Here is a 13,067-nt window from a genome sequence, read left to right as displayed (position 1 = left end):
TCATTATACAGCTTAAACAATGAGTGGATTAAGACCCAACTGGCTGTTGGGTACTGAAATCCTACACTTATATATTAGGAGGAGATGTATTGTCATTGAGCATATCAAAACCGTAAATTCTTTCATGGGATATTCCCTCCCGTAAGTCTTGCTTTTTCATTATATTCTGTCCATCCATCCCTCGTAAAGCACCAGACTGGCTTTTTCTTTGTATATATGATTCTCTGATGACGGACATTTACCCGGACCGTGGTCGAAGCCGCTGATACAAATGAAAATATCACAAAACGGCGATAAACGCAAACGCTTCAATGCAATCGAACTATCAGGTTAAAGCATCGGCTGAATCCCTTGGTCACTCTTCCCGGTCAGCTGGGTTCCGAGGGATAACACAACCACTGGACAGCGTCTCTCCGTCTTTATCATACACATACTGAAAAACTGAAGCAGCCGCCCCAGGATATTCCCGCGGCCACAAGGACATATATGGTGCGTTAATGCAGGTATCGGCTTCCACCCGGTCTTCTTTACCATCCTGGCGGTAAACACGCTCAACCTTATCAGCATCTTCATTGAGAATCAGAAGAACGTCGAATGTGTTATCCTTCCGTATCTCACCATTTATATCAGCAACGGCAGGATCCGGGCAGGAAAAGATCCCGTTCTCCACAAGAGCTGCATTTTCATATACATTACAATCCATTAAGCGGTAACCTTCTCCATTCGTCTGGAATACGGCAAATCCCAAATCTGTCATTTCCGAATGGTCATTGCTATTTCCCGACTTAAATCCTTCTATATGATAACCAGGAATCTTATCACTTTCAAAGCTGGCAAAACAATGCACCTTATTCCTGACCGTATTTTCAAGAGAGCGTTGGAAAAAATCTATGTTTACACAGCCAGGCTGGAAACGGCTCTTCAGCAGATAGAGACGGCGCAATCTTGTATCATCCAACTCAGCCTGACCACGCTCTTCCGCATCTTCCCATCCATAGGCAAGATAGGTTTTTCCGTCTTTAGTCTGAAATACGAGGTAGAAGTTATCGTTTTCTACTTTCAAACGATATGCATCGGTGATCTGACGGACTTTTAAATCTTTTCGCATATCATCCACTGGCATATATTGGTTCAATTCATCGTTCGTCAACCCATACGGTGTAAGAGCGCCAAGATAATTCCAGCCGTCGCTCTCAGTCTGCTGAGAGTAAAGGTGATAATCTGCAGTTACACAATATTGTAAGGGCGGTCCGGTCGAAATCTCATCACCGACCGTTACTGCATAAAGAACTTTTTCTATCTTGTAGTCTGCGCCCATAACAACCGTATTCTTCGATACCGGGTCGGTAAAAAAACAATATGCGGTGATGACGCAGACAATGACTGCCAGAATGATAATCCAGAAAACAGGCTTCTTATGGTTCATCACAGACTTTATACGATCTTTTTTCCCAGCTTCCCCATTCCACCAATGCTCTTTACGGAAAATACGCGCCTGCTCATGGGCAATAACATGTTTCAGATCCCGGCCACTCCTTTTTAAAGGCAGATAGATCCTTGGTTTGATAATGCCCAGGACAAACGGAGAGCTTACATTTTCACTCTGAAAAACATTGTCCTTATAGAGAACAGCTGTATCAGCTTTGCGGTGCAGGTGCCAATAGCTGACAGCTGTGTATAACGCCAATGCAATCATGCCGAAGATCCAGAAATATCCATAGGAACCAATGGAAATACCTGCACCGGCATCTGGAATAAGGCTTAATGCACGCGCAAAGAAACAGGGACAGATCAGCCAGATAACGGCAACGCCCAGGAGAAAAGCACTGACCCATTCAGGGACTTTCTTTCGAACAGGCCGGAGCAGCAGACCACAAACCAGAATAATAATACCGTTCATTTTCTTTCCTCCTCTCTGTTAGCGAGCAGCTTCCACCGGAACTCCAGCTCTTTCTGCACAAACTCTTTTGGCAGGCCACGGGGATTGGCGATGAGATGCCAGACCCGAAAAGTGCGCTTCTCCGGATCTGTTTCCTGCCGGTAGATCTGATAGCCCGCCTCATTCTCCTGCGTCCACTGTCCTGTCTGCCTCTTGGCCTGCACAAAGGGTTCTATTATCTGATCCAGCTCCTCTCTGGTGCGGCTTGAGGCCCAGGCGTGATCCACATCATTGGCGTGGGAGAGGCGGAACACCATCGAGCCCATCCAGTTCTTTGCCTTGTACTCCGGCGTTCCGCGCAATTCCGCCTGACGACGGTATTCCGCCAGCTGCTCCGCCGTTCCATACTGTTCCACCATCTGCTCATCCACATGAATGCGCCAGCTGTAATCTTCCGGCTGGGTAAAGGGGGCGCAGACCGACTGGAGCGCCCCTGCCGGGTCTGCCTCAAAGCGAGCGATAAAGTCAAGGTAGTGGGCTTTAATCAGGGGAAGGAAGGTATCCAGCAGCCCGGTGTCCAGCCGCAGAGCCCCTGTCAGCATCCGAAAGAACGAACCGCCTGTTGTCGGTTCTATTCTGAAAGAATAGAGGCAGTCATCTCCCTGCTTAATGATACAGCTGAAGCCCACCTCCACATTTCCATGGCCGATTTCATAGTCCAAGTAGTTGCAGCGGCTCCGCTCAAACCAGATCCGGTAGGTCAGTCCGTTTTTTGTTCTCTTTTTGAAGTCGCCCTTTTTCAGCCGCTTCCAGCCCTTTTCCTCCAGGCCCAGCCCGTTCCACAGGTAGTCCAGGACCTCCGCAAAGATGTCCGCAGGGCGTTTTTGTTCCATGGTCTCCACCTCCTGACGAATCCTATTTAATAATCAAGCAGGATGGGCACCTGCTGTTCCTCGGCAAACCGCATGGCCCGCCAGAACATGGAGAAGGCAAACTTGGCCAGGGACTGAGTGTCATACTGGGTGTGTTCCGGGATGTCCGCCTTGCTGTACTGCCCATCTGCGTCTATGGTTCCGTCTACCGGGTATCCCTCCGTATCCGCCCAATCAAGGATGGTATCCTCATCGGCCTGCCACGCCAGCTGGTTCAGTTTTTCCAGCTCCTTCCGCAGACCTCCCAAGGTGGCGATCATCGTCTGATCATCGGTAGGCAGAGGGCCTTGGAACAGAAAGCTGTCGGTGAGGGGAAGCCACCAGGTTGCACCCCGAAACAGGGACCACACCCGCTCCTCGTCCGATGCAAGGCGGGCAATCAGGGGATGCTCCCAGAAGTCCCAGTCCTTCTCCACAGTAGGCGGCACCGGTTCCTCGTATGTACGGCAGGCGGCTACCAGCAACATAGCGCCGAAGGCATCCCAATCTGGCTTGTCGGTGTAATACGGTTTCTCATTATCCTCAAGCCAGGGAGCGCAGGGGGGCTGGCCCGGCTGAGAAATGGCGGACAGGATCTGATCCCGCCAATTCTCCACCGCCGCCTGAACCTCCGCTGGGGACAGCTCCTCTTCATCGTCGGCAAATTCCCCATCTGGGGCGATCCGGTTGAAGGTATATCCGTTTTCCTCTGCCCACTGCTGAACAACGGTTTTCCAGTTGTGAGAATAGTACCGGGTCAATGTTCCGGCGTAAATATCAAGTCCCATAAGTTTTTCTCCTTTTTTGTCTATATCATTTCATACAGCAGGGCAGCGTCGCCCTGCACCAGTTCCAGATGGGAGCGCAGCGTTTCAAGTCCGCCTTGCACCGCCTCAGTGGGCAGATCCCAGTCTGGAGCAATTTCAGCGGCCAGCTCCGGAAGGTCCTGCTCCCGCAGAGCTGCCAGCAGTTTAGACGCCAGCTCTCCCTCCAGCAGAGCGCAGTCCAGGGTGTCCTCCATCTGGGGAGCAGGAAAACGGACATCCAGATCCAGATTGCTCTCACACCAGTCCCAGATGGCCATATAGACCGCGCCGGAGCAGTTGCCATCGGACAAGTCCTGCCGCCGACCGTCTTTAAGAAGATAAAAGGATGCGATCTGTGACATGGCAATTCCTCCTGAATGTTATTCTTTTTCCATCAGCTCTTCGGCCTGCATCCGGATCACATAGAAGGCCCGCACCCAGTCCAGTTCTTGCTCTATGGATTCCTCCAAAGCCAGCAGGCGGCGCTTTCCCAGCCTGCGGTCCAGAAGGGCAAGGATGCGGACAAGGGGGATCTCACTGACGAGGCTTTTCTCAATGCTCTGGTTGTCAAAAATACCAAACGCCTCATAGAACACCTTTTGATCAAAGGTGCCCTGCTCCAGCGCATAGGCATGAGCCTGGTTGATGGCCTCTTTTGCGCCTTGACCTTCCCGCCATTCAAGCAGGTTCAGATGGTATGGCCATCAATTTCAATCCGCCACTCCTTGTTTGTGGCGGGGTTGAGGAAGGTTTTTTCCATCATGGTTTTGACCGTTCCTCCTTTCGGATCAGGATACTTTTTTCCTCGGAGTTGATGCTATACAGGTCGTCCAGATGGATGTGAAATCCATCCTCACGAATGGTTTCTGCCATACCCAGCGCGGCTTTCGCCAATAGGAGCAGCCCCGCCCGGTTTCCTGTTAACTCCAATTCATTTCCATCGGCATGAGTGGTAAATGAGAGGTAGGCTTCCGGCTCCACTGGAAGAATGGGCAGTTGTTCATTATTCAGTTGAATGGTCAGTGTTTTCGTTTGCATTGCCAGGCCCCCAACATCAATCCCACCAGAAATACCAGACGGTGGACTGCCGCAGCACATCCGCCAGATTGCCCACGGTGGGATCATCCTGCTCCTGATCCACGATGTCCGGGCAGAAGCCGTACTGCTCTGTGGCAGCTTCCATAGCCTTCTCCTTGGGAACGGGAGCCGGGAGCAGAAACTCCAGCTCATCGTTGCTCATGGCGGCAGGGATGGCACCATGCTGCTCGAACCAGTATTTCGCCGCTGCCATCAGGTCCGGTGTGTCGGGGCACTCATTCCAATTTCCAAAGGGCAGATAGGCGAATATCTCCCAGGGGTTCTTTACCGGAATTTTAGCCAGAATGAGCGGATATGTCATGTGACTGTCCGAGTCCCAGTAGCAGGAGAAGCGGTCATTGTCATAGCCGCTCTCCATCTCGCCCAGGACTTCCTCATCCCAATCCAGATCATCTTCCTCGGCCTCCGCTCTACGCTGGCCGGTCAACTCATCCAAAAGAGCTTTTCCGTCCTTGACGGGAGCGGAGAGCATCTTCTTCCGATACTCCGTTACCGTTTTGAGGTCAAATTCGTAGAAGTCCGCATCATTCTCCGGGTCAGCATTCATCACCAGACACTCCAACAGCGTTTCATCATCCGCCTGGATAAGAACCGGAACAAAGCCCTCTCTAACGCTTTCCCGTTTGGCATAGCTGTATGCCGACATGATGGGGTCATCATCTGCCATGGAGGGGAAATAGGTGCACTCGCAGTCCAGATATTCCATGATGGCCTGAGCCACCCCGGAGGGCTCCAGCGTGTCCTCGTCGAAGTCCTGTCCCTGCCAGTTGGCGAAGCGTTCCTCAATCACTTGAGCCATGGCCTCATAGTAGTCATCGTCAAAGGGGATGAACAGGTAGGCTTCATCTTGGAACTCATCGGAGTGATACCGCTCTGGGCCGAAGAAGCGGAGGGCGTTGTCGTCAACATCGGCAGGATAGTAAGGACTGTCGCCCTCTCCGTAATAATAGCCTGCAAAGGCACGGCCTTGCTGATTGAACAGCACAGAGAACAGACAGCCGTTCAGCTCATCCCGGATAAACTCCCGCAGATCCACGCTGGCAGGGTCGGCTTTGACCTGTTTGGCCACTTCGCTGTATTCTTTCAGGAAGTCCTCGCCCATCAGGTCGTGCTCCATGCACCAGCGCAGGTAGATGGCCATGTGGTTGTAGGCATTGATGGGGTCAATCGGCAGTTCCTTCGCCTCAATGCTCTCAAGGTGATAGGAGGCATCGTCCATCTCGCCGTCAAAATCATCGTTAGAAAGGTTGCCTCTGGTGATGGCATCCTGGCGATCCGGCTTCATCACAAAGCTGATGCCGTCCATTTTGTCCAGCAAGGCATCCGCGTCATGGGCCATCTTATATTCTAATTCATCCCGGTAGAGGGGGATCACATGATAGAAGTTGACCTCCTCGCCGCCCGGCAGGATGCAGACCTCGCTGCCATCTTCAGTGTCCTGGGGACCGGTCAGAATGGCGGCGCACAGCTTTGTATCTTTTGCAAAGTCATCCTCATTGTCCATGGTATGGCCGAAGCCCAGCCAGGTATCACTGGCAATGGGCAGGCGGGCCAGTACTTTCAGCAGGCGGATGGGCCAGTACCACTTTTCATCTTTCATGGACTCCTGATCCAGCTTCCAGCCCGCAGGCAGGGCGATAGCCAACTCCGCCCGCTCCAGCTTGTACTCCGCCAGATCCTCCGGCACATTCATCCGGTGGACGCCCATGCCCATGGTCACCAGGATGTAGTAGTCCCGTTCCTCAGTGGGCGGCACAATACAGATGTCCACATGGATGTCGGGAGAAATCAGCTCGTGGAACACATTCTCGATCTCGCCGAAATACTGCTGGATGTGCCCCTCGACGGCCTCCATCTCCTCCTCGGTATAGACTTCGGGATTACTGAATTCTTCCTCATCCTGCGTGTCCTCATTGTCTGAGTGGCCGCAGCTGTCATCCTCCGGATCTCCCTTTATAGGCGCGTAACCGATCTTCAGGGTCATCTGCTCCTCCGGCAGAGAGACACCGGGGCTGCGGGTAATGGCGTGCTTATCGTCTGCCGCAAAGCCGATGGTCTCGCCGTCTTGCAGCGTCACATCACACGCCAGCACATAGGAGGCAAGGCTGGCCAAAAAGTCCCGCAGTTCCTCCGGCTCGGCGTCGGCGTTCAGCACCTCCATCTCCTCCTTGCCGAACACATCCATGCCGTAGGTGTAGCCGTTCAAGCCACCCTCGCTCCGGTACAGGCCGAACCAGATCCAGTTGAAGATGGGCAGTTCGTCCTCTTTCATCATATCGGCAAGGCCCTCATAGAAACGAGGCTCAAATACCACACCGCTGGTGTAGACGCCGGTGGCGTATTTCTGCTTGCAGCACACTGCCATCGCCTTGGTAAACAGCTTACCCCGTTCCAGCAAGTTCTCCTCCTCGCCCAGCACAGCCACCATGATATGGGCCTTGTGCGCTTTGGTCGCCTCTACGGCCTCTGGCCACATGTAGTTGTTTTCGGCGTTGATCTCCGCTTCATTGTCCGGGATGTGACCGTGGAAAAGTGTCACGATCAGCATCATATTGCCGACCCGCATCACCACAGCGTCATCGCTGTTCGCATCCTCTTCGTCGCCCTCATCCGGCTCCTCATCTGCGATGCCCCATTCTTCCCGCAGATCCCGGATCAACTGCTCCTTGTCCCACTCTGCTTCGGAGAGGAGCACAGACCCGGCAAAGGAGCCCTTACAGTCAGTTTCCTCCTCGTCGGCGTCATCCTCAAGATCCTCTACATCTTCATCCAGATCATAGAGGGATTCATGCTCCAGTCCGCGGATGAACTCCTCAAAGCTGTCTGCCAAGTGGGTGATTTTATAGTCATTTTCCTGATCCACATGGACCACCGCAGGCTCTCCCTGGGAGCCGCAGGCCCGGTAGTCCAGGAAGATCATATCATGTCCAGCGCTGGGGCAGTCGCAGATGGCCACGCCGATGGCAGGATACTCCCACTCATCGATCATAAACTGGCTGCCCAATTCCCCGCAGAGGGAATAGCTCTTTTCCCGTCCGATGCTGAAAATGCCGGTGATGGCCACATGGTCCTCTGCCCAACAGGTAGGCTCATCGCAGGGATAGCAGGTATTCACCGGAATGCCGCCGTTGTGCTGCTTCATCAGCCAGATATAGGCGGCAGGCAGCTTATAGCCCAGTTCCTCCTCCACACTGGCGATCAGCTCATCGGAAGGCGGATCACTGACATATTCTTTCAGTGCATACCAATTATCATCCCAGAAGCTGGTGAGGTCGAAGCCCTCAAATGGAGTATCACCGGGCACGAATTTGGCCTTCTTCTTCCGGCTGTGCTGGCGTTTCCGGATCTCCGCCTTACACTCCCGGATCACCGCCGGGGCATTTTCGTCCTCCGGGTCCAGTTCCGCCCACCGTTTAGCGTAGGGAATGGCCTTTTCCTCCTTCCCATAGAGATACTGATAGCCGTAGGCCATCCGCATATTCCACTCTGGCTTGTCCTGGCCTTCCTCCCGGACGGACTCCAGCACCTCGATGGCCCTCAGAAGGGCTTTGTCTCCCTTGGATTTCAAAGTGCCCTCGTCATGGTCCCCGATGATGGCGTAGTTTTCCAGCGCCCGGGCCAGGGCGTAGGCGGTGCGGTAGTTCCGCCATTCCTCCGGGATGGCATTGAGTGTCTGGATACAGCGGGTGTACTCGTCCTCGTCGTTCCACTGCTCCAGCTGCTGGAAGAATTCTTCTTCGTTCTGCGGGGTGTAAGGGATATAGTCCATACCCGTCAGCGTCTCGTCCAACTCGTCATCCTGATTCCCGGTTTCTGGCCCATCATCTTGTTGCTTTAAGGGCACAGAACCTGCTTCGCGGCGGAAGGTGTGGAAGATGGCCCATGGGATGTCCGTGCCTTCAAAGAACTCTTTTGCCATGTTCAGCGCCTCCCGGATATCCCAGGCGATGAAGTCCACATAACCGCAGTAGAGGCCGGTTGCCCCGCCGGTAAGAGTAAGCACTTCCAATCCTTCCTCAGTGGCAAACACTTCTTCCAGCTTATCCCGGAAGTCGAAGATCTTCTGACTGCCTTCCTCCTCCCGCAGGGTATCCAGGGGATAGCAGAAGAAGCCCGCCACCGCGCCGTCGGCATGGAGCTCGTCCATGAAGTCATTGTCGGCATTCAGATAGCCGTTGATGAGCGGCACACAGCAAGTGGAACCGGCCATCACATCCAGCCGCCAATCGGCGTCGGGATCTTCATTGGGTTCCATTTTGTAGCCAAGGTAGCTCTCCAGATAGGCTTCCGGATCGGTGGAGAGTTCCAGGCCCCGCTCCTTCAGAGCGTCGGGAAGCTGGGACATAAAAATGGACGGCTCTGCCTTGGGCTTTTCCAGCACATCAAAGCTGTCTATGTATCTCATGTGGGGGATCTCACCCAGCACCTGATCGGTGAGGGTGGTGAGCATCCACCAGGCCCGGCCTTCCGCCTCCCGGAGCATAGGCAGCAGCTTTTCGCAGCAGGCGGAGATGGCGAAGCTGTTTTCGCCCTGCTCCTCCAGCCAGATCTGCACATCCTCCCCAGAGATATCCCAGCCATCCTCGGTGCGCAGGCCGATGTTTTGGAGGGGCTGACGGCCCACCAGGATATTCCAGTGCTCCAGTACCTCTTTGGGGGCGTGTTTCTGGAAATAGACCAGCTCAAACAGCTTGACCTTGTCGCCCTCTGGGGTGAGGATCAGCTCATGCTTTTCGCCTCCCACGCCCAGTTCAAAGGAGATCTCATCAAAGACCAGATTCAGGGTTTCCTCCATTTGGGCCACGATCTCCGCACCACGGGTGTGATCCTTGTCCTCGTCCATCATCTGGCGCAATTCTGCTTCCATTTCGGCAAAGGTTTCCCACCAGTTCTCTGTCCGCTCCCGGAAGCACTGCGAGAACTGCGGCAGGGAAATGCCCTTCCTGCACCAGTCGATCAGTTCCATGGTGTCCTCGTCACCAGGGCGGGCCTCCAATGCCTTTTCAAAGTATCGCAGAGCCTGGCCCTCTTGATCCAGATAAAAGTAAGAGTAACCCATGCGGAAGTTCCAGCAGTGGTCTCCCTCAAAGTATTCCTCATGGGGTTTCAAGACAGCGATGGCCTTTTTGAGCAGCCCACGGTTGGAAGGTGCCCCCAGATTGTTGTAGGCCCGGGCCAGCTCGCTGTCCATCTCCGGGGTGCGCTCCTCGGCGGGGATGGCCTCCAGCGCGTCGATGATCTTCTGGTACTCGCTCTTTTCATTCCACTTCTGGCATTGCTTCAAAATGTCCATATCAGTCTCCTCCTCGTCCTCATCCGGTTTCCAGTCTTTGATCTGCTGGAACACGCCGTTCTCATCCCGCTCAAAGGCGCAGGGGGCGGGGGTGTTCAGCAGAGGAATGATGTCGGGATCGTCGTTGCAGATTGTGTTCAGCTTGTAGATCCCGGCATTGTTGGGGTCGTCCATGTACGCCTCGCTCTCGTCACCAGCGGTGAAGCGCCAGCCGCTGTCCCAGCCGCCGTCCGGCTCCTCCCGATAGCAATAGCCAACCTTGCAGCCCTCCACCGTGATGCGGTTGGTGGCGATACAGCCATCGGCACCTTCCCAGTCTGGAAGCAGATGTTTCACATCTTCCGCCTTTACATGGTAGTTCCGGTTACGGCCGGAGGCTTCGTACAGATCTTTCCGCAGCATCTCCACCTGATAGGCCATATCCGTAATTTCATCCTCGCCCATCATCTCACTGATGTCATAGGACAGGGGATTTTGGACAAAGTCCGCCAGGGCCTTGTCCATGGCCTCGTGTTCCTCTGGCGTGGCGGTGATGCGGATACGGCGGGCGGGTGTGTTGTACTCGTCCAGATCGTGGAGATTCACACCGCCGCTGACACTGCACTCCAGCAGGATGGCGGCCAGATCGGTGACCACATCAATGGCAAAGTGGAAGTCCATCTCCACGCCATTAGAGTGGGTGAACTCCAGATACTCCACGGTCTGGCGGAAGTCCCAGTTCTGCTTATCCAGCCCGATCTTGGTGAAAATCTCGCTGAGGGGGATTTCTTCTTTCTTCAGGTCTTCCAAAAATGCCACAAGGTTCAGGCTGTCATCCGAGCCTCCAATAAAGTTGCCCCAGTATTTGTCGATATACATCTGTCACACCTCCTATTGTTCCGGCCACTCATCTCCGTCGCAACGGCTGATGAAGTTCATAGTGCAGGCTCTCAAAATAGTCGTTGGGATAGGATTCACCGTCCTGATGAAGCTCCAAACCATCCAAGTCCATCATTTTATTGATATAAGCAAGGGTAGTATGGATACCCGCAATATGTTCGTCCTGAAGCATCTCGGCTATTATGCTTTTCTGCTCCGGGGTCAGTGTGGCGAGAAGTTCATTTTTCGCCTTATTGTCCTCCGTCTTGGGGAAACCATTCCCCTTGACCCACCGGGCCGTTATGCTGTCTTTCCGCTCCACAAGACCGTCAATAAATGCTTTATATAGTTCCAGTTCCTTACTCATGTTAAACCCTCCATTCCCAAGTGATTTATTTCCAGATTAAACTCCCATCTTCACCCGGATGATAGGCCGATAAAAGTCATAATCTCCGTTTCGTTCATTGTCCTCCTGCACTTCCGGCTTACAGTGGGGCGAACAGGGCAGGAAACCGAGAAATGGGCCCACTCAAACCATTTGAGATGGGAAGTGGTTTCCTGTATAAATCCCTCCGCTTCGTTGTCCCTGGCAATCAAATAGACCATCTCATCCAACAGGACGCTGTCTGCCATTTCTGCATCCATTTGGGTCAACACATGGCAAAAGGCATCAAATATATCATTCCATGCAGGGTAATCAACCTCCCACATGCCGCCAATCTCCTCGGTGGTTTTTCCGGGATAAGTGATTTCCTGCCACTGATGAAATTTTTCTGCCTGCTCCAACAGGCACTCCCTGATGTCCTTTGCCATACGCTTACCTCACGATTCTCTGCACAGTTTTCCCAGTTCCAATGCCGGTTCCACAAGGCTCAGGAGCAGGCTGGAAAAGCTCTCTGCGATCTCCTCCAAAATCGGCATAGTCACAATTATACCCCCGGACTCTGCCGCTCTCCAAGTCAAGAAATACGATACTCCCGTCACCCAATCCTCCGACTGGAAAGGCGGGGCCGTGGTCATATTCGTTCATATATTTCTCCAATTTGCTCACTTGCATCATGCTCACCTCATGATTTCTCCAGTCCGTGGTTCCTTTTCTGCAAAGTGAACCGCCTCTGTCAGCAGCACGGGAAGCTGATCTCTATGGGCTTCAAAGTCAGTGCAGTAGCGCAGGACTCTGTTATCGTGCAAATTGTCAAAGGATTGAATTCCCATACTCATGCCAGCTCCGCGTCCAAAATCTGGACTTGTTTCCCTTTCTCATTCACATAGTAAAGGGCGATATAATCAATGCCGTCCCGCTTGACCTGCTCCCAGGGCATACGCTCGCCGGTGATCAGCTCCACGGTATCCGCCTCATCTGGTTCGAAATCCTCTTTTTCGTCCTCATAGTCGATACTGTAACCCAGCTCCAGCACCAGCTTGGAGGCAGGAATCTCATACCTCTTGAGGGGACGGTGCTCCAGTTCGGCTGGATCCTGTTCATCGCAGAACAGATTGTCATAGCCGTGCCGACCGCCGTCAAAGATGACGAACTCCTCGCCGCTCTCCGGGTCGCGGCCAGCCACCAGTCCGGGGGCCTCGTCGCCATCTGCAATATAGGATTGGGGCTCTCCCTTCACCGTGAGCAGATTTCCGTAATACCAGACTTCCAGCAGTTCATTGCCGGCGGCGGAACACAATGTCACAGTGGGCAGACGCTTCTCCGCCCATTCTTTCACATGGCCGATGAGCCAGGTGGGATATTTCTCAGTCATCATAATATTTCTCCTCGTATAATAAGTTTGTAAGCAAGAAAACAGCTTACAGACTTATTCTTTTTTTTTGGTATAAATGGTAAGGATTTCTACGAGGTACTCCCCTCATCCCGATTCCCATCTATACAGTTGACAGTTACATTTCTATATAGGTAGATCCTGTGGTATGATATCAGGCAGAGTCTGATGTCCAAAGGCACTGCTGTTCCTCCTTTCAGCCGGCTTTGTCCGCGACTGCTTTGAAAGCATTCAGCCTGGCTCATACGGCACATTCCGCTGACACAGAAGTTTCATCCCCAGCCGTTAGCCCCAGCAAGAATGGCTGACTGGGTGCATGCTCATTACGCGAGGGTTCGGTCACCGTATGCGGCACAGGATTGTTGTGGTCAAGCATTTTTGTAACACTTGTGGCTAAAAAATATCATGAATCAGTTACGCTGCCATCCGGGCTTCGTATGGTGTACG

General features: G+C 53.3%; 10 protein-coding genes. All 10 read right to left on the bottom strand.

Annotated elements, in window-relative coordinates:
• Positions 1–355: 355 nt before the first annotated feature.
• On the bottom strand, positions 356–1,900 hold the full coding sequence (locus OCV69_RS15885) for a M56 family metallopeptidase (RefSeq protein ID WP_158360259.1): 1,545 nt from the start codon (positions 1,898–1,900) through the stop codon (positions 356–358).
• A complete protein-coding gene (locus OCV69_RS15880) occupies positions 1,897–2,772 on the bottom strand; it encodes a spondin (protein ID WP_158360258.1) in 876 nt (291 codons plus the stop codon). Before OCV69_RS15880 ends, OCV69_RS15885 begins: the two co-directional genes overlap by 4 nt.
• Positions 2,773–2,798: 26 nt before the next feature.
• Positions 2,799–3,578 carry a hypothetical protein gene (locus OCV69_RS15875; protein WP_158360257.1) on the bottom strand — a complete coding sequence of 260 codons (780 nt, stop codon included), beginning with the start codon at positions 3,576–3,578 and terminating at the stop codon, positions 2,799–2,801.
• A 20-nt stretch (positions 3,579–3,598) separates the two neighbouring features.
• Complete coding sequence (locus OCV69_RS15870) at positions 3,599–3,958, bottom strand: hypothetical protein (protein WP_158360256.1); 360 nt, start codon at positions 3,956–3,958, stop codon at positions 3,599–3,601.
• A gap of 18 nt (positions 3,959–3,976) precedes the next feature.
• On the bottom strand, positions 3,977–4,282 hold the full coding sequence (locus tag OCV69_RS15865) for an SF0329 family protein (RefSeq protein ID WP_470207089.1): 306 nt from the start codon (positions 4,280–4,282) through the stop codon (positions 3,977–3,979).
• Positions 4,283–4,355: 73 nt separating this feature from the next.
• Positions 4,356–4,634, bottom strand: coding sequence for an Imm32 family immunity protein (locus OCV69_RS15860; protein WP_158360255.1), 279 nt, complete (start codon positions 4,632–4,634; stop codon positions 4,356–4,358).
• Positions 4,635–4,650: 16 nt separating this feature from the next.
• Complete coding sequence (locus tag OCV69_RS15855; protein ID WP_158360254.1) at positions 4,651–10,845, bottom strand: immunity protein Imm33 domain-containing protein; 6,195 nt, start codon at positions 10,843–10,845, stop codon at positions 4,651–4,653.
• Positions 10,846–10,873: 28 nt separating this feature from the next.
• Positions 10,874–11,212, bottom strand: coding sequence for a DUF6547 family protein (locus tag OCV69_RS15850; protein ID WP_262563230.1), 339 nt, complete (start codon positions 11,210–11,212; stop codon positions 10,874–10,876).
• 50 nt (positions 11,213–11,262) lie between these two features.
• The gene (locus OCV69_RS15845; protein WP_262563229.1) at positions 11,263–11,658 is read right to left on the bottom strand and encodes a hypothetical protein; all 396 of its coding nucleotides are present in this window, start codon (positions 11,656–11,658) and stop codon (positions 11,263–11,265) included.
• A gap of 404 nt (positions 11,659–12,062) precedes the next feature.
• Positions 12,063–12,605 carry a hypothetical protein gene (locus OCV69_RS15835; protein WP_158360253.1) on the bottom strand — a complete coding sequence of 181 codons (543 nt, stop codon included), beginning with the start codon at positions 12,603–12,605 and terminating at the stop codon, positions 12,063–12,065.
• Positions 12,606–13,067 lie beyond the last annotated feature (462 nt).

Source organism: Alitiscatomonas aceti (genome assembly GCF_025567195.1).
Classification (GTDB): Bacteria; Bacillota; Clostridia; order Lachnospirales; family Lachnospiraceae; genus Alitiscatomonas; species Alitiscatomonas aceti.
The sequence above is the reverse complement of the archived record's forward strand: the minus strand, read 5'-3'. Positions and strand labels throughout refer to the sequence as shown.